Origin of the sequence: Curtobacterium pusillum (assembly GCF_007673235.1) — a bacterium.
Taxonomy (GTDB): Bacteria; Actinomycetota; Actinomycetes; order Actinomycetales; family Microbacteriaceae; genus Curtobacterium; species Curtobacterium pusillum_C.
In genome coordinates, this window is the sequence record NZ_VDZH01000006.1 from 164,643 (window position 1) to 181,022 (window position 16,380).

Sequence of the window (16,380 nt, forward strand, 5' to 3'; positions counted from 1 at the left end):
ATGGACAAGGACACCGACCCGGAACAGCGCGAGGACAACGGGTCCCTCGCCGACCTCAACGACGAGTCCATCGGGCACGCCTTCGACCAGACCAACGGTCTGGCCGACGGCCTCACCGGTGACTCCGACGGCACCGCCGACAGCGATGTCGCCAGTGACGCGGAACGGGGCGATCAGCTCTAGGACGCACCCCACGACAGACGGGAGGCGCGATGCCAGCTGGCACCGCGCCTCCCGTCTGCCTGTGGCTGGGTCCTAGGACTCGATCTCGCCCTGCGGGGCGTCCGTCGCCTCGACTGCGGCAGCCCCGGCGAGGACCTCCTCGCGGCCCGGCTGACGCCCGGTCTCGAACTGGAACTTGCCGTCGGTGAAGTCGACCTTCACGTGGTCGCCGGCGTTGAGCTCACCCTGCAGGATGTGCTCGGACAGCTGGTCCTCGACCTCGTGCTGCATCGCGCGGCGGAGCGGGCGTGCACCGAGGGACGGGTCGAACCCGACCTTGATGAGCTGCTCCTTGGCGGCGAGCGTGAGCTCCACCGTCATGTCGCGGTCGAGCAGACGGTCGGCGAGGCGCTTCACGAACAGGTCCACGATCTGCAGCAGCTCGGGCTGCGACAGCTGCGGGAACACGATCGTGTCGTCGACGCGGTTGAGGAACTCCGGCTTGAAGTGCTTCTTGAGCTCCTCGTTGACCTTGCCGCGCATGCGGTCGTAGCCGACGGCCGAGTCACCCTCGACCTGGAAGCCCACCGGGCCACCGGCGATGCCCTGCGAACCGAGGTTCGTGGTCATGATGATGACGGTGTTCTTGAAGTCGACCACGCGGCCCTGACCGTCGGTCAGACGACCCTCTTCGAGGACCTGCAGCAGCGAGTTGAAGATGTCCGGGTGGGCCTTCTCGATCTCGTCGAACAGGACCACGGAGAACGGCTTGCGGCGCACCTTCTCGGTGAGCTGGCCGCCCTCCTCGAACCCGACGAACCCGGGAGGAGCACCGAACAGGCGGGACACGGTGTGCTTCTCGCCGAACTCCGACATGTCGAGGGAGATCAGTGCGCCCTCGTCGTCGAAGAGGAACTCCGCGAGCGCCTTGGCGAGCTCGGTCTTACCGACGCCCGTGGGCCCGGCGAAGATGAACGAGCCCGAGGGGCGGTTCGGGTCCTTGAGGCCGGCGCGGGTGCGGCGGATGGTCTTGGACAGGGCCGAGATGGCCTCTTCCTGACCGATGACGCGCTCGTGCAGTGCCTTCTCCATGAAGACGAGACGCGAGGTCTCCTCCTCGGTGAGCTTGAACACCGGGATGCCCGTGGCCTGCGCCAGGACCTCGGCGATGATGCCCTCGTCGACGGTGCCGGACGCGGCGACGTCTCCGGCACGCCACTGCTTCTCGAGGCGGAGACGCTCGCCGAGGAGCTTCTTCTCCTCGTCGCGCAGGCTCGCGGCCTTCTCGAAGTCCTGCTCCTCGATCGCGGCTTCCTTCTGCCCGCGGACCGCCGAGATCTTCTCGTCGAACTCGCGGAGCTCCGGCGGCGCCGACAGGATCGACAGACGCAGGCGGGCGCCGGCCTCGTCGATCAGGTCGATGGCCTTGTCCGGCAGGAAGCGGTCCTGCACGTAGCGGTCCGCCAGGTTCGCCGCGGCGACGATGGCGCCGTCGGTGATGGACACCTTGTGGAACGCCTCGTACTTGTCGCGGAGGCCCTTGAGGATGTTGATCGCGTGCGGCAGCGACGGCTCGTTGACCTGCACCGGCTGGAAGCGACGCTCGAGTGCGGCGTCCTTCTCGAAGTGCTTGCGGTACTCGTCGAGCGTGGTGGCTCCGATGGTCTGGAGCTCACCGCGGGCGAGCAGCGGCTTGAGGATCGAGGCAGCGTCGATCGCGCCCTCGGCAGCACCGGCACCCACGAGGGTGTGGATCTCGTCGATGAAGACGATGATGTCGCCACGGGTGCGGATCTCCTTCGTGACCTTCTTGAGGCGCTCCTCGAAGTCACCGCGGTAGCGGGACCCGGCGATGAGCGACCCGAGGTCGAGCGAGTAGAGCTGCTTGTCCTTCAGCGTCTCGGGCACGTCGCCCTTGACGATCGCCTGGGCGAGGCCCTCGACGACGGCGGTCTTGCCGACGCCGGGCTCACCGATCAGGACGGGGTTGTTCTTGGAGCGACGGGAGAGGATCTGCATGACCCGCTCCATCTCCTTCTCGCGACCGATGACCGGGTCGAGCTTGCCGTCGCGCGCGGCCTGGGTGAGGTTGCGACCGAACTGGTCGAGGACCTGCGAACCCTGCTGCGCGTTCTGCTGCTGCTCGCCGCCGACGGCGACCGCTTCCTTGCCCTGGTAGCCGGACAGGAGCTGGATGACCTGCTGGCGGACGCGGTTGAGGTCCGCGCCGAGCTTGACGAGCACCTGGGCGGCGACGCCCTCGCCCTCGCGGATGAGGCCGAGGAGGATGTGCTCGGTGCCGATGTAGTTGTGGCCGAGCTGCAGCGCCTCGCGCAGGGACAGCTCGAGCACCTTCTTGGCGCGCGGCGTGAACGGGATGTGCCCGGTCGGCTGCTGCTGGCCCTGCCCGATGATGTCCTGGACCTGCTCGCGGACGGCATCGAGCGAGATGCCGAGCGACTCCAGCGCCTTGGCGGCGACGCCCTCGCCCTCGTGGATGAGGCCGAGGAGGATGTGCTCGGTGCCGATGTAGTTGTGGTTGAGCATCTTCGCTTCTTCTTGAGCGAGGACGACAACACGACGGGCTCGGTCGGTGAATCTCTCGAACATGTGCTCTCCCTTGCCGGGCTCGTGGAAGTCCGGTGACGTACATCGAGAGTAACCAGCGCTCACCCCGGTGGCTGCCCCTGTTCGCCGTGGGCGTGACCTCGCTGCGGGATGTGCGCTGCGAGCGGACAGGCAGGGCTGACGGAACAGCGGACTGGAGGCGCTGGGCGGGCCCGCCCCGCGCCTCCAGACCGCCCTTCGGTCGCGTTCGACTACCCGCGTCGCGCCGCGCGACGCAGCGCACGCCGGAACCGGCGCGGCTCCACGCCGAGGCGTTCGAGGACGTCGTGCGCGGCGCCCATGAAGGGGTCGTCGACGCCGTCGAGCACCGCGAGGACGACGTGGTGCGGACGGACCCGCTCGAGGGGTCCGGCGATCTGGGCGGCCCGCGCGAGGATGCGTGCGGCGGCCGGCGTGCAGGTGACGCGGTCGGTGACGTCCGGGCAGACGGCGCCGGCGCCGATGAAGACGCTGCTCGCGGTCCGGATGCGTTCGGGCGAGACGCCGTGCGCCTCGAGGACGTCACGGAAGCGGGGCATGCCGCTGCAGAGCGTGACGGCGGCCAGCAGCAGGTGCTCGGCGTCGAGGAAGCCGTACCCGGTCTCTCGGGACTCCTGCTCGGCGAGCAGCACGATCTCGCGGCCGTGCCGAAGAGTGGGCATGGCGACGGAGAGCGCGGCGGTCTGCATACATACAGAATATCTCATGTGCAGTGCACGCACTAGAGGAGATCTCGGGTCCGCTCGGTACGATCCGTGCATGGAGCAGCCCGTCGTCGGCCTCGTCGTCCACCCGACCAAGAACGTGCAGGAGTCCGTCGTGACCCTGCAGCGCTGGAACGCGTCCGGGCGCGGGCGGCTCGTCGCCCGGCGAGCGGACGCGCAGCGCATCGGGGGTGGTGTCGACGTCATCGGCGACGAGGACTTCACCGAGGAGGTCGACCTCGTCGTCGCGCTCGGCGGGGACGGCACGATGCTCGGCGCCATGCGACTCGTCGCGAAGCGCCCCGTGCCGGTGCTCGGCGTGAACTACGGCAACGTCGGCTTCCTGGTCGAGATCGAACCTCCCGAGCTCGAGGCCGCACTCGAACGGCTCTCCGCCGGCGAATACCAGCTCGAGCCGCACCACGCGCTCGAGGCCCGGCTGTTCTGGAGCGGGGCGCGCACCGACTACCTCGCGTTCAACGACCTCACCATCGTGCGGCGCCCCGGCGCCGGGCAGGTCTCGGCGGACCTCAGCGTCGGCGGGCTCGGGTACGGGTACTACCGCGCGGACGCCATCGTCGCCGCGACCCCCGCCGGGTCCACCGCGTACAACTACGCCGCAGGCGGACCGGTCCTCTCCCCCGCCCTGTCCGGCTCCGTCGTGACCCCGGTCGCCCCGATGGCGGGGATCGACCGCGCCGTGGTGCTCGCCGCCCGCGAGCGCTACCGGTTCGACATCGCCGAGGGCACCAGGAGCGCCGCACTCGAGGTCGACGGTCTCGTCGTCGGCGAGGTCGCGACCGGCGCGCAGCTCGACGTCCGGCTCCGGAAGGACGCCGGCAGCGTCGTGCGGCTCGACGCCGAGCGGCACGGACGGACCGGCCGGGTGAAGCTCAGCCTGCTCGACCTCCCGGTGCGGCCGGACCAGCTCATCGAGCTCATCCCGCAGGACCTCCGGCAGAAGCTCGGTCGCGAGGTCGAGGAGTAGGGACACCTCCTCGGAACGTGAATGGCCCGCTCACACCGAAGTGCGAGCGGGCCGTCCCATCACCCCACCGGATCGTCTTCCCACAGAACGACCCGGTTCCCCGTGCCGGCACTCACGCGCCGGCCGAAGTCCGCTGACCTCAGTCGGTCAGGTACAGCTGCATGTCCTGCGAGACCGCCTTGGCGAACAGACGGAGCTTCGCACGGGACTCCACCCGGCTGACCGCCTGGCGCGTCGTGTGGACGATCTTGGAGATCTCGTCGAGCGTCATCGGCTTGTCGTCGTCGAGGCCGTAGCGCATGCGGATCACGTTCGCCTCGTCGCTCGGCAGCTCGGCGACGATCGAACGGATGTCGCGGTGCAGGAGCGTGGTCTCGGTGAGCTCGTTCGGGGACGCTGCGTCCTCGTCCTCGATGAAGTCGCCGAGCTCGCTGTCGTCGGAGTCGCCGACCACGGTGTGGATCGACACCGGCTCGTGCGAGCGGCCCTTGAGGTCGACGAGTTCCTCGACGCTCATGCTCAGCTCGGCGGCGACCTCGTCGGGCATCGGCGCACGGCCGAGGTCGACGGTGAGGTCACGCTCGGTGCGGGAGATCTTGTTGATCAGTTCGACCGTGTGGACCGGGATGCGGATCGTGCGGGCCTTGTCTGCGAGACCGCGGGAGATCGCCTGACGGATCCACCAGGTGGCGTACGTCGAGAACTTGTAGCCCTGCGTGAAGTCGAACTTCTCGACGGCACGGACGAGGCCGAGGTTGCCCTCCTGGATGACGTCCATGAAGGGGAGGCCACGCTGCGAGTAGCGCTTGGCGATGCTCACGACCAGGCGGAGGTTCGAGGTGATCATCCGCTCCTTGGCACGCTCGCCGTCACGGACGAGCCAGCGGAGTTCACGCTGCAGGGTCTTCGCGAGCCCGGCCTCGGTGTTCAGCTTCTCCTCGGCGAAGAGGCCGACCTCGATGCGGCGGGCGATCTGGGCTTCCTCTTCAGCGGTGAGGAGCGAGAGGCGTCCGATGTGGCGGAGGTAGTCGCCGACCTGGTCGACCGAGGCGCCGCGGACACCCGCGAGCTGCTCGTCGGCTTCGACCTCGGTGTCGAGCGTGGTGGTCTCGACCGCGGTGACCGTGGTCTTCGCTGCGGCCGCCTTCTTGGAGCGGCGCGCGGTGGTGCCGGTGGTCGTCGTCTTGGGTGCTGCGGTTGCGATCGTCATGATGACTCCCTGCGTTCGACGGGTGATGACCTCGTTGGGGGTGTCACGAGTAAAGCGTTCCGGAGGTGTACCCCACAAACCGATGCGATCGATTCTCAGGCTTCTCCGTGCTTCATCATCGAAACCGTCCCCCGCGGGGTACAGCATGTCGCCAGTCTGGTCCCCCGACAGCCCGGGAATCAAGGGCATGACGTGATGTTTTCGGCGTTGCATCGGTGTTTCATGCTCGTTTCCGAACCTGTACCCCGCCGTGCCGCGTCGAGCGGACACAGAAAAGGGGTACGCCTGACCGGATCATCGCGACCCGGTCGTCGTACCCCGAAAACCGAACAGGTGGGGGTCACCAGGAGGGTTCGAGCCACCCCTCGCGGCGCTTCGACACCTCGAGGTCGGCGTCGCGGTCGAACTCGTCGTACTCGCTCTCGATGTCGCCGACCAGGCTCCGGCCGGAGAACCCGTGGCCACGGACGGCGCTGCGGCCGGTGATGATCTGTGTGATGGGCATGCCGACGATGCTCACCCCGGCCGGCGACGACGGGGTGAACGCGCGGTGACGATCCCCGGACGCTCAGACGTCGATGTCGTCGTCGTCCCCGTCGGGCCAGACGGCATCGTCGCGCGCGGGGTCGGCGATGACCGTGTGCCCGAACGCGTCCTCGGGGTCGAGGTCCGACGGGTCGACGTCCGACGGGTCGACGTCCGACGGGTCGACGTCCGCCGGGTCGAGTCCCGCCGGGTCGAGGACCGCCAGGTCAGCGGGGTCGGTCTCGCGGTTCGGGCGCATGCCCGACAGGGTCACACCGCGCGGTGAACGCCGGGTGAAGCCGTCAGCGACGGGCGGAGTGCTACTCGGCCGAGGCGGGTGCCGGCGCCGGGACGCCGTGCTCACGCTCGAACCGTGCGCGCTCCTCGGCCTCGACCTTGGCGTACGCGGCACGCTCGGTGCGGTCGGCCCGCATGATGGCGCGCATCACGAACCAGAAGATGAGGCCGACGACGACGGTCGGCGTCAGGGCGAAGATGATCCCGGTCACGACTCCATGCGGCACCCGAGCATCCTAACCCCGGGGGCTGCGGGCTACTTGACCAGGGGGAACAGGATCGTCTCGCGGATGCCGAGCCCCGTGATCGCCATGAGCAGGCGGTCGATGCCCATGCCCATGCCACCCGACGGCGGCATCGCGTGCTCGAGCGCCCGCAGGAACTCCTCGTCGACGCGCATCGCCTCGAGGTCACCGCCGGCGGCGAGCTTGGCCTGCTCGACGAAGCGCTCCCGCTGCACGACCGGGTCGACGAGCTCGGAGTAGGCCGTCGCGAGCTCGAAGCCGCGGACGTACAGGTCCCACTTCTCGACGATGCCCGGACGGGTCCGGTGCTCGCGGGTCAGCGGGGAGGTGTCGACCGGGAAGTTCATCACGAACGTCGGGCGGTCCAGCGAGTCGATGACGAAGTGCTCCCAGAGCTCCTCGACGTACTTCCCGTGCGTGGCGTGCGCGACCTCGACGCCCTCCGCAGCGGCGAGTGCCTGCAGCTCGGACAACGGCGTCTCCGGGGTGATCTCGCGACCGGCGGCCTCGGACAGCGAGCCGTACATGTCGATGCGCGGCCACTCGCCCCCGAGGTCGTACGTCGTGCCGTCGGCCCACGTGACCTCGAGCGCCCCACCGGTGACGGCGCGGGCGGCGTTCTGCACGAGCTCCTGCGTGAGGTCGGCCATCTGCTCGTAGTCGCCGTACGCCTGGTACGCCTCGAGCATCGCGAACTCGGGCGAGTGCGTCGAGTCGGCACCCTCGTTGCGGAAGTTCCGGTTCACCTCGAACACCCGGTCGATGCCGCCGACGACCGCTCGCTTGAGGAAGAGCTCCGGCGCGATGCGCAAGTACAGCTCGGTGTCGAAGGCGTTCGAGTGGGTCACGAACGGTCGCGCCGAGGCACCGCCGTGCTGGGTCTGCAGCATCGGGGTCTCGACCTCGAGGTAGTCGTGACCGGCGAAGGTCTCTCGGAGCGAGGCCATCACGGCGGCACGGGCACGGACGGTGGCCCGCGCTTCCTCGCGCACGATGAGGTCGAGGTACCGCTGGCGGACCCGGGTCTCCTCGTTCAGTTCGTTGTGGAGGTTCGGCAGCGGCAGGATCGCCTTCGCCGCGATCGCCCACTCGTCGACCATGATCGACAGCTCGCCACGCCGCGAGGAGATCACCCGGCCGTGCACGAACACGTGGTCGCCGAGGTCGACGAACTCCTTCCAGCGCGCGAGCGACTCCTCGCCCACCTCGGCGAGGGAGACCATCGCCTGGATGCGGGAGCCGTCGCCAGACTGCAGCGACGCGAAGCAGAGCTTGCCGGTGTTGCGCGAGAACACGATGCGGCCAGCGACGCCGACGACGTCGTCCGTCTCGACCCCGGTCTCCAGGTCGGCGTACTCGTCGCGGACCGCCTTGATCGTCGTCGTGATCGGGAGCTCGGCCGGGTACGCCTCGATCCCCGACTCGAGGAGCTTCGCCCGCTTGTCGAGCCGGACCTGTCGCTGCTCGCTGGTCTCTTCCGCGGAGAGCTCGGTGGCGGGTGCGGTCTCGTCGGTCATGCTGGTGCGGCTCCGATGGTCGTGGGGGTCCCCGAAATCGTACCGCCCGCCCCGACTACAGCGTCGCCTGCCCGTCCACCGCGGCGAGCGCGTTGTCCACCGCGGTGCGGACCAACGCGCCGAGGACCCGGCCCGGGTACTCGACGCCGATGCCGGAGAGCGTGCCCGCGGACTGGTCGACGATGGCGGTCGAGAAGCTCACCGCGGCCCGGACGGCATCGGCGTAGGCGGGCCGGGCCTGCTCGGTGACGACGAACGGCTCCGCACCCATCTCGACCACGAGCGCCTGGGCAATGGGGAGCACGGGCGCCGGCGCGGTCACGGCGCAGTACGCGTCGCGGAGCCGGGTGAGGTCCACGCTCGTCCCGGTGAACGCCATCGCGGGGTGGATCGCGAGCGGGATCGCGCCGGCCGCCATCGCGGGCTGCAGGATCCCGACGCCGTGGTCCGGGCTGGTGTGCACGACGAGCTGCCCCGGCTGCCAGATGCCCGCGTCGGCGAGTCCCTGCACGAGGCCCGCGAGCTGGTCGTCCGGCACCGCGAGGAGCACGAGTTCGCTCCGCTCGACGAGGTCCGGCGTCTCGAGGACGGGAGCACCGGGCAGCATCGCCTCGGCGCGGTCGCGTCCGGCCTCGGACACCGCGGTGACACCGACGACGGCGTGCTCCGCGTTCGCGAGCGCGGCGCCGAGGACGGGTCCGACCCGCCCGGCGCCGACGACGCCGATGCCCAGCCGTCCCGCCCTCACCGGTCGGCTCCCGGTGGCGGGACCTCGCCCCAGGGGCTGACGGGAGGCACGGTGCCGGTCGCGCGGTCCGCGTCGGGTCCGGCAGGGGCACTGGTCGTGGCCGTCTGCGGTTCCGCAGCGTCCGTGGCGGACGTGTGCCGGGCCTCCCGTTCGCGCCACCGGTGGGACGTGTCGACCGCAGCGGCCTCGACGGCACGCTCCGCGGTGTCCGACCACAGCCGCTGCGCGTCGCGCGCGTCGAGCGCACCGACCCGGGCCGACACCGGACCCTGCACGGTCTGCACGTGCACCGACGCGAGCCGCAGCGCGCGCTCGAGCGGTCCCTGGGACACCTTGACGCTCTGCACGCGTGGCAGGGGCACGATCACGAGCGAGCGCCAGACGGCGCCGAGCCGGAGCAGGACGGCGCCGGGGACGAAGCGATAGCCGTTGCGGCGGAACGCGAACGGGCGCAGCCAGGCGCCACGGCGGGGCGAGTGCACGAACCCGCCGCGGTCGCCCGTGGTGGTGAGGCTGTCGTCGACGACGTTCACGGCTTCCGAGGAGCCCTCGCGGAGTTCCTCCTGCGATGCAGCGGGTCCGGCGACGGCGGTGCCGACGAGGCCGGGGAGGATGATGTCGAGGACCTCGCGGACGTCGCGCGCGGTGCCGACCGGCAGCACGATCGACGAGACCTGCTGGTTGTTCGATGCTCCGTTGCCGGCGTTCGTCGCGCGGTTGATGCGGACGTCCCACCAGCCGAAGGGCCGCCAGAGCAGCGGCTGGGCCACGCTCACGGCGTGGATGCGACCGGGCGGCAGTGTCTCGTTCGAGGTCGACACGAGGCCGAAGCCGATCCGGATGCCGTCCCGGGTCTCGGCGATCGTGTACTGCAGCGAGCGCGAGAACTTGCGGACGTAGTAGCCGCCGGCACCGATCACCGCGGGGAACAGGCCGAAGAGGATGCCGTACTCGTCGGTGAGCGCGACGCTGACGATCATCGCGGCGACCGCCAGCAGGATGAACACCGTCGTCCCGGAGAGCAGCATCGACGCGATGAGCCGACCGGGGTGGACCTTCACGATCCGGGTCGCTCGGACCGCGGCGGGGTCGAGTTCCGGCGAGAAGATCTCGTCGACCCGGTCCTGCAGCGCGCCGTTCGAGCGCCGTGCGGCGCCGCCGGACTCCTCGTCCTTCGCGCCGGACGCGAGCACGAGGATGCGCTGCCGGAGGTCGTCCGCCGCCTTCGTGCCGAGGTAGGCGAGCTGCACGTTGGCGTCGTTGCCGGCCTGGGCGATCTCGAGCTTCGCCGTGCCGAAGATCCGCGGTACGAGCGGCCGGGAGATGTTGATGCCCTGGATCCGGTCGAGCCGCGCCTTCCGGTTCGTCCGGAACAGCACGCCGGAGCGGACCTCGACGATCTCGCCGGTGACGCGGAACTCGTGCATCCGCCAGGACAGGTAGAACAAGCCGATCAGCACGACGAGGAGCACCACGATGCCGAGCAGCACCCACCCCACGACGCCGTGCTCGTACACGTAGCGGACGGGGTCGCCGTCGTCCTGCGGGCCACCGCCGGGGATGAAGAACTCGACGAGCTGGTCGCGCAGGCTGTTCAGCACGTAGCCGAGGATGACGATGAGGAAGATGCCGCCCTTGAGCAGCGGCGTCAGCGGGTGCATGCGGTGCCACTCGCCGTCGGTGAGCGGTGCGGCAGCGGCGGCGTTGCCGTGGCTCGGTGGTGCGGGCGGCGGCGGCCCTGGTCGGAACGTCATGTGCGCCCCTACAGTCCGGCGCGACGCGACTCGGCGAGCTCGACCAGTCGGTCGCGGAGCTCGTCGGCGTCCTGGAACGGGATGCCCGGGATCCGGACGTTGGTCGACGCCGCAGCGGTCACGAACTTCAGCTCGCTCATGCCGAGCACCCGGTCGAGGGGGCCGCGGTTCACGTCGACGAGCTGCATGCGGCCGTACGGCACCGCGGTGAAGCGCTGCCACATGAGCCCGCGCCGCAGCACGAGGTCGTCGTCGCGGAGCGCGTAGCCGATGGCCCGCACGCGACGGGGCGTCAGGATCGCGGTGACGAGGGCGATGATGCCCACCGCGATGCCGATGAGCAGCCAGACCGTGCCGGCACCCCGTCCGAAGCCACCGCTCACGGCACCGATGATGACGCAGCCGGCGGTCACCACCACGCCCACGAGGACGGTCGACACGAGCTCGGTCCAGACGAGCTTCGGGGACACCCTGGTCCAGGTGGTCCCGGTCAGGCCGAGTCCCGGTTCGTCGAGTCGTTCACGCGGCATCGCGGGTCTCCTGCGGTCGGGTCGGTGCGTCTGGGCGCGGCTGGGCGTGCCTGGGTCAGTGCGCCTGGGTCGTGCCGCCCCGGGGGAGGTCGTCGTCATCGTCACTCGGAGGTGCGATGCACATGCGTTCGGCGACGAGTGCGCACACGGTCAGCACGATCCCGCCCCCGACCGCCACGACGTTCGGCAGGGTCGAGCCTAGCGAAGGGAACGCCGACCGGGTCAGGAGGTACACGACCAGCCCGAGGGCGAAGCCGCCGAACAGTGCGCCGCAGATGCTCGACGCCTTCGCGAGCACCACGACGCGGGTGGCGTAGAGCGGGTCCACGGGGCGAGCCCGGCCGGCGCCGTCACGGGCGTGCCGGCGCACCGGGCGGGCCATCAGGACGACGGCGATGCCGATGAACGCGAGCGTGACGCCGAGGGGCGTCGCGAGGAACAGCGTGGGCGCCTGGCGCGAGGCGAGGACGGCGTCGAGGGCGAAGCCGGCCACCGCCGCCACGACGGCGATGCTGATCAGGGTGGAGGCGCGGGTCGGCTTCACGAGGCGGCTCCGGTTCGTCCGTCGGGTGCGGTCGCGGGCCTGGAGGCGCGGGCCGGCTCGTCGAAGAGGCGCGGCTCGTCGACGCGCTCGGTGTCGTCCCCCACCACCGCGAGCAGGTCGGTCACCGGCCCGGCACCCGGCAGCACGGCGTCCGGGTCTGCGTCGAGCCACGGCGCGAGCACGAACGCCCGCTCCCCGGCGCGGGGGTGCGGCACGGTCAGGGTCGCGGTGTCGATCGAGCGGTCGTCGTACGCCACGAGGTCGAGGTCGAGCGTGCGGTCGCCCCAGCGGACCTCGCGGGTGCGGCCGTGGTCGTCCTCGATGCCGTGCAGGGCGTCGAGGAGCTCCTGCGGCTCGAGCTCGGTGTCGACCACGACGACGGCGTTCCGGTAGCGGGGCTTCGACGTGTCCGGGCCGTCGAGCGTGACCGCGACGGACTCGACCTCGCGGCTGGACGCCACCGGACGGACGCCGGGCAGCGCGGAGATCGCCTCGGCGGCGGCGCGCAGGGTGCTCCCCCGGTCGCCGAGGTTGGCGCCGAGTGCCACGACCGCGCGGCTCACTCTTCTTCCTCGTCGCCCGTCGGCCGGGCAGCGCCACGGGTGCGTCGGATGGTGATCGAGACGTCGGTGAACGGCACTGTGATGGGTGCCTGCGGCTTGTGCACGGTGACCTCGGTCGCCAGGGCGGCACGGTGGGTCAGCACGGCGGCCGCGATGCGCTCGGCGAGGGTCTCGATGAGGTCCACCGGGTCGCGTTCGATCTCGGCGACGACCTGCTCGGCGAGCACCCCGTAGTGCACGGTGTGCTCGAGGTCGTCGCTCCCCGAAGCGACCCGGGCGTCGACCTCGACCGCGACATCGACGACGAAGTCCTGCCCGTCGGCACGCTCGTGGTCGAAGACGCCGTGGTGGCCCCGGGCGCGTACCCCGGTCAGGCGGATGGTGTCCCTCACGATCGAGCTGCCCTCCAGGCGTCCCAGACGTCGAGCACGGCACGTGTCGGTGCCGGGTCGTGCACGCGTACACCCCACGCCCCGCGTTCGGCGGAGAGCAGGCTGATGGCGGCGGTGGCGAGGTCGCGGTCCTTCGGCGGGGCACCGGCAGCGCTGCCGATCCCGTCGAGGAACCGCTTGCGGGAGGCGGCGACGAGCACCGGCAGCCCGATGGACGCGAAGCGCTCGTAGCCGGCCAGGATCTCCCAGTTCTGCACGCCCTGCTTGGCGAAGCCCAGCCCGGGGTCGATCACGACCTGCTCCTGGCGGACCCCGAGGACGATGAGCTCGGCGACGCGGAGTTCGACCTCGCGCCGAACCTCGTCGACGGCGTGCGCGTACTCGGCGTTCCGGTACATCCGGTCGCTGTGCCCACGCCAGTGCATGACGACGAAGCCGGCACCGGTGTCCCGGACGACGCGGGCCATGTCCGGGTCGGCGAGGCCACCGGACACGTCGTTGACGATCGCGGCGCCGAGCTCGACCGACCGTTCGGCGGTTGCGGCGTTCATCGTGTCGACGCTCACCGTGATGCCCTCGGCGACGAGTTCCCGCACGACCGGCAGCACGCGTTCCTGCTCGACCTCGACGGGCACGCGCTCGGAGCCGGGCCGGGTGGACTCACCGCCGACGTCGACGATGTCCGCCCCGCCCGCCACGAGCTCCCGGGCGTGCTGCACCGCGGCGTCGTACGTCTGGTGCAGCCCGCCGTCGCTGAACGAGTCCGGCGTGACGTTGAGGATGCCCATCACGCGGGTGCGCTGGTCGACGGAGGTCCCGCGGTGGCGGTCCCGCCGTCGACCGGTCGACTCGTGTGCGGCAGCGGTCGACGCCTGGCTCACCGCGGCGAGCCGACGCGACCGCCTCGTCGGCAGGTCGGTCATGCCGGCCTACGCGGGGGCGATACCCGGGTTGCCGAAGGGACGGCGACGGGGCTTCGACGACTCGGTGTCGGAGTGCTCGGCCGCGGTGGAGGCGGCCTTGCCGGGCACCTCGATCGCGGGCAGGTTGCTCACCGGACGCTTGTCGCTGGAGAGCCACTGCGGGCGCTCCGGCAGCTTGCGGACGTCCTTGAAGATCTCCACGAGCTCCGGTGCGTCCAGCGTCTCCTTCTCGAGGAGCTCACCGGCCAGGCGGTCGAGGATGTCCCGGTTGTCGTTGAGCACCTGGTAGGCCTCGTCGTGCGCGGCCTCGAGCAGGGCACGGGTCTCGGCGTCGACCGTCTCGGCGATGTTCTCCGAGTAGTCGCGTCCGGTGCCGCCGCTCATGTCACGACCAACGAACGGCTCGCTCGACCCGGAGCCGAGCTTGACGGAACCGACCGCGCGGCTCATGCCGTACTCGGTGACCATCTTGCGCGCGGTGCCGGTGGCCTTCTCGATGTCGTTCGACGCGCCCGTGGTCGGGTCGTGGAAGACGATCTCCTCGGCGACGCGACCACCCATGGCGTAGGTGAGCTGGTCGAGCAGCTCGTTGCGGGTGACGGAGTACTTGTCCTCGAGCGGGAGCACCATCGTGTACCCGAGGGCACGGCCACGCGGCAGGATCGTGATCTTCGTGACCGGGTCGGTGTGGCGCATCGCCGCCGCCGCGAGCGCGTGACCGCCCTCGTGGTACGCCGTGATGAGGCGCTCCTGGTCGGACATGATGCGCGTGCGGCGCTGCGGGCCGGCCATCACGCGGTCCACGGCCTCGTCCAGGGCACGGTTGTCGATGAGCTGCGCGTTCGACCGGGCGGTGAGCAGCGCGGCCTCGTTCAGCACGTTCGCCAGGTCGGCGCCGGTGAAGCCCGGCGTCTTGCGGGCGAGGAGCTCGAGGTCGACGCTCGCGGCGAGCGGCTTGCCCTTCGCGTGCACCTCGAGGATCTGCTTGCGGCCCTGCAGGCTCGGGGCGTCGACACCGATCTGGCGGTCGAAGCGGCCCGGACGCAGCAGTGCGGGGTCGAGGACGTCGGGACGGTTCGTCGCGGCGATGAGGATGACGTTCGTCTTGCCGTCGAAGCCGTCCATCTCGACGAGGAGCTGGTTGAGCGTCTGCTCGCGCTCGTCGTTGCCGCCGCCGATACCGGCGCCACGGTGTCGACCCACGGCGTCGATCTCGTCGATGAAGACGATGGCGGGCGAGTTCTGCTTGGCCTGCTCGAAGAGGTCACGGACGCGGCTCGCACCGACACCGACGAACATCTCGACGAAGTCCGAACCGGAGATCGAGTAGAACGGCACACCGGCCTCTCCCGCGACGGCGCGGGCGAGCAGGGTCTTGCCCGTTCCAGGAGGGCCGTACAGCAGCACGCCCTTCGGGATCTTCGCGCCGACGGCCTGGAACTTCGCCGGCTCCTTGAGGAACTCCTTGATCTCGTGGAGTTCCTCGATCGCCTCGTCGGAGCCCGCGACGTCGGCGAACGACACCTGCGGGTTCTCCTTGTTGTTCATCTTCGCCCGGGACTTGCCGAACTGCATGACCTTCGAGCCGCCGCCCTGGGCGCTCGACAGGAGGAACCAGAACAGGGCACCGATGATCAGGAACGGCAGGATGATGCCGAGCAGCGAGAGGAACCAGTTCCCCTGCTGGACGGTGTCGTTGTAGCCCTTGGGCAGGTTCGCGTCGTTGACGGCCTGGATGACCTCTTCACCGCGGGGCGTCGAGTAGTAGAACTGCTCGTGCGCGTTGCCGTCCTTCAGGGTGAGGTCGACCCGCTGCTCGGTGGAGTTCACCACCACGGAGGAGACCTTGCCGTCGGAGAGCTGCTCGAGGCCCTTCTGCGTGTCGATCTGCTGCGTACCGGACTGGCTGATCACAGCCCAGCCGATCCAGATCCCCACGATCGCGATCAGCACGTAGATGTACGGCCCGCGAAGGATGCGCTTGAAGTCCATGTGATCCGGGCAGAGCGCCCGACACCTTTCTCTGCCGAAGTTGCGTGCTGATCAGCATACGGCCGCGATTCTGTGGCGAGAATGGGTGTCCTCTGCGGGCGAACTCCACCCGCCGACAGGATCAGCTGTAGACGTGGGGCGCGAGCACGCCGACACCGCGCAGGTTGCGGTAGCGCTCGTCGTAGTCCAAGCCGTACCCGACCACGAACTCGTCGGGGATGTCGAAGCCCACGTACTTCACGTCGACCTTGACCTTGGCGGCCTCGGGCTTGCGGAGCAGGGCGACGATCTCGACGCTCGCGGCACCGCGCGACTCGAGGTTCTGCTTGAGCCACGACAGGGTCAGACCGGAGTCGATGATGTCCTCGACGATGAGGACGTCGCGCCCGTGCAGGTCGGTGTCGAGGTCCTTGAGGATGCGGACCACACCGGACGACTTCGTGCCGGAGCCGTACGACGACACCGCCATCCAGTCCATCCGGGCCTGCATCTTGAGGTGGCGCGAGAAGTCGGCCATCACCATGACGGCACCCTTGAGGACACCGACGAGCAGCGGGTCACGCCCGGCGTAGTCGGCGTCGACCACCGCGGCGAGCTCGGCGAGCTTGTCGTCGATCTGCTCGGGGGTGAAGAGGACTTCGGACAGGTCTGCCTGGACGTCGGAGAGTTCCACCACCCC

At 70.1% G+C, this 16,380-nt stretch carries 18 protein-coding genes; 2 read left to right on the forward strand and 16 right to left on the reverse strand.

What is annotated here, in order from left to right; all coding sequences use genetic code 11:
• Positions 1-183, forward strand: a complete 183-nt coding sequence (locus FS532_RS16660) for a hypothetical protein (protein ID WP_144756816.1) — start codon at positions 1-3, stop codon at positions 181-183.
• Between the two features lie 72 nt (positions 184-255).
• Here FS532_RS16660 and FS532_RS16665 read toward each other — a convergent pair whose 3' ends face one another.
• Both FS532_RS16665 and FS532_RS16670 read right to left on the reverse strand, forming a co-directional pair.
• Complete coding sequence (locus FS532_RS16665) at positions 256-2,772, reverse strand: ATP-dependent Clp protease ATP-binding subunit (protein WP_144756818.1); 2,517 nt, start codon at positions 2,770-2,772, stop codon at positions 256-258.
• 209 nt (positions 2,773-2,981) lie between these two features.
• Complete coding sequence (locus FS532_RS16670; protein ID WP_186322101.1) at positions 2,982-3,458, reverse strand: Clp protease N-terminal domain-containing protein; 477 nt, start codon at positions 3,456-3,458, stop codon at positions 2,982-2,984.
• Positions 3,459-3,528: 70 nt separating this feature from the next.
• On the opposite strand from FS532_RS16670, the gene FS532_RS16675 reads away from it, so the two are divergent.
• On the forward strand, positions 3,529-4,461 hold the full coding sequence (locus FS532_RS16675) for an NAD(+)/NADH kinase (RefSeq protein WP_144756822.1): 933 nt from the start codon (positions 3,529-3,531) through the stop codon (positions 4,459-4,461).
• 139 nt (positions 4,462-4,600) lie between these two features.
• Here FS532_RS16675 and FS532_RS16680 read toward each other — a convergent pair whose 3' ends face one another.
• The 14 genes from FS532_RS16680 to hpt all read right to left on the reverse strand — a co-directional run bounded on the left by FS532_RS16680 (position 4,601) and on the right by hpt (position 16,374).
• Positions 4,601-5,671 carry a sigma-70 family RNA polymerase sigma factor gene (locus FS532_RS16680; protein ID WP_144756824.1) on the reverse strand — a complete coding sequence of 357 codons (1,071 nt, stop codon included), beginning with the start codon at positions 5,669-5,671 and terminating at the stop codon, positions 4,601-4,603.
• A 340-nt stretch (positions 5,672-6,011) separates the two neighbouring features.
• Positions 6,012-6,176 carry a hypothetical protein gene (locus FS532_RS18775; protein WP_186322102.1) on the reverse strand — a complete coding sequence of 55 codons (165 nt, stop codon included), beginning with the start codon at positions 6,174-6,176 and terminating at the stop codon, positions 6,012-6,014.
• Between the two features lie 63 nt (positions 6,177-6,239).
• Positions 6,240-6,455 (reverse strand): hypothetical protein, encoded by a 216-nt coding sequence (locus FS532_RS16685; RefSeq protein ID WP_144756826.1) that lies wholly within the window; start codon positions 6,453-6,455, stop codon positions 6,240-6,242.
• A gap of 61 nt (positions 6,456-6,516) precedes the next feature.
• A complete protein-coding gene (locus tag FS532_RS16690; protein ID WP_031262806.1) occupies positions 6,517-6,720 on the reverse strand; it encodes a hypothetical protein in 204 nt (67 codons plus the stop codon).
• 29 nt (positions 6,721-6,749) lie between these two features.
• Positions 6,750-8,255 carry a lysine--tRNA ligase gene (gene lysS / locus FS532_RS16695; RefSeq protein ID WP_144756828.1) on the reverse strand — a complete coding sequence of 502 codons (1,506 nt, stop codon included), beginning with the start codon at positions 8,253-8,255 and terminating at the stop codon, positions 6,750-6,752.
• Positions 8,256-8,310: 55 nt separating this feature from the next.
• The gene (locus FS532_RS16700) at positions 8,311-9,003 is read right to left on the reverse strand and encodes a Rossmann-like and DUF2520 domain-containing protein (protein ID WP_260852785.1); all 693 of its coding nucleotides are present in this window, start codon (positions 9,001-9,003) and stop codon (positions 8,311-8,313) included.
• Complete coding sequence (locus FS532_RS16705) at positions 9,000-10,757, reverse strand: PH domain-containing protein (RefSeq protein ID WP_144756830.1); 1,758 nt, start codon at positions 10,755-10,757, stop codon at positions 9,000-9,002. The genes FS532_RS16700 and FS532_RS16705 overlap by 4 nt, the downstream gene beginning before the upstream one ends.
• Before the next feature lie 8 nt (positions 10,758-10,765).
• Positions 10,766-11,287, reverse strand: coding sequence for a PH domain-containing protein (locus FS532_RS16710; protein WP_144756832.1), 522 nt, complete (start codon positions 11,285-11,287; stop codon positions 10,766-10,768).
• Between the two features lie 55 nt (positions 11,288-11,342).
• On the reverse strand, positions 11,343-11,831 hold the full coding sequence (locus FS532_RS16715; protein ID WP_144756834.1) for a DUF3180 domain-containing protein: 489 nt from the start codon (positions 11,829-11,831) through the stop codon (positions 11,343-11,345).
• Positions 11,828-12,394, reverse strand: a complete 567-nt coding sequence (gene folK / locus FS532_RS16720; protein ID WP_144756836.1) for a 2-amino-4-hydroxy-6-hydroxymethyldihydropteridine diphosphokinase — start codon at positions 12,392-12,394, stop codon at positions 11,828-11,830. Before folK ends, FS532_RS16715 begins: the two co-directional genes overlap by 4 nt.
• Complete coding sequence (folB, locus tag FS532_RS16725; protein WP_144756838.1) at positions 12,391-12,786, reverse strand: dihydroneopterin aldolase; 396 nt, start codon at positions 12,784-12,786, stop codon at positions 12,391-12,393. The genes folK and folB overlap by 4 nt, the downstream gene beginning before the upstream one ends.
• A complete protein-coding gene (folP, locus tag FS532_RS16730; protein WP_144756840.1) occupies positions 12,783-13,709 on the reverse strand; it encodes a dihydropteroate synthase in 927 nt (308 codons plus the stop codon). The genes folB and folP overlap by 4 nt, the downstream gene beginning before the upstream one ends.
• Before the next feature lie 6 nt (positions 13,710-13,715).
• On the reverse strand, positions 13,716-15,701 hold the full coding sequence (ftsH, locus tag FS532_RS16735; protein WP_144756842.1) for an ATP-dependent zinc metalloprotease FtsH: 1,986 nt from the start codon (positions 15,699-15,701) through the stop codon (positions 13,716-13,718).
• A gap of 121 nt (positions 15,702-15,822) precedes the next feature.
• Positions 15,823-16,374: a hypoxanthine phosphoribosyltransferase gene (hpt, locus tag FS532_RS16740; protein ID WP_144756844.1), complete on the reverse strand. Its 552-nt coding sequence runs from the start codon at positions 16,372-16,374 to the stop codon at positions 15,823-15,825.
• Positions 16,375-16,380 lie beyond the last annotated feature (6 nt).

What these genes read in the sequence shown, in the direction of transcription:
- FS532_RS16680 (WP_144756824.1), bottom strand. Translation starts at nt 5,671, where the DNA reads ATGACGATCGCAACCGCAGCACCCAAGACGACGACCACCGGCACCACC.
- folP (WP_144756840.1), bottom strand. Translation starts at nt 13,709, where the DNA reads ATGACCGACCTGCCGACGAGGCGGTCGCGTCGGCTCGCCGCGGTGAGC.
- FS532_RS16705 (WP_144756830.1), bottom strand. Translation starts at nt 10,757, where the DNA reads ATGACGTTCCGACCAGGGCCGCCGCCGCCCGCACCACCGAGCCACGGC.
- FS532_RS16710 (WP_144756832.1), bottom strand. Translation starts at nt 11,287, where the DNA reads ATGCCGCGTGAACGACTCGACGAACCGGGACTCGGCCTGACCGGGACC.
- FS532_RS16660 (WP_144756816.1), top strand. Translation starts at nt 1, where the DNA reads ATGGACAAGGACACCGACCCGGAACAGCGCGAGGACAACGGGTCCCTC.
- lysS (WP_144756828.1), bottom strand. Translation starts at nt 8,255, where the DNA reads ATGACCGACGAGACCGCACCCGCCACCGAGCTCTCCGCGGAAGAGACC.
- FS532_RS16665 (WP_144756818.1), bottom strand. Translation starts at nt 2,772, where the DNA reads ATGTTCGAGAGATTCACCGACCGAGCCCGTCGTGTTGTCGTCCTCGCT.
- ftsH (WP_144756842.1), bottom strand. Translation starts at nt 15,701, where the DNA reads ATGGACTTCAAGCGCATCCTTCGCGGGCCGTACATCTACGTGCTGATC.
- FS532_RS16685 (WP_144756826.1), bottom strand. Translation starts at nt 6,455, where the DNA reads ATGCGCCCGAACCGCGAGACCGACCCCGCTGACCTGGCGGTCCTCGAC.
- FS532_RS16670 (WP_186322101.1), bottom strand. Translation starts at nt 3,458, where the DNA reads ATGCAGACCGCCGCGCTCTCCGTCGCCATGCCCACTCTTCGGCACGGC.
- FS532_RS16675 (WP_144756822.1), top strand. Translation starts at nt 3,529, where the DNA reads ATGGAGCAGCCCGTCGTCGGCCTCGTCGTCCACCCGACCAAGAACGTG.
- FS532_RS18775 (WP_186322102.1), bottom strand. Translation starts at nt 6,176, where the DNA reads ATGCCCATCACACAGATCATCACCGGCCGCAGCGCCGTCCGTGGCCAC.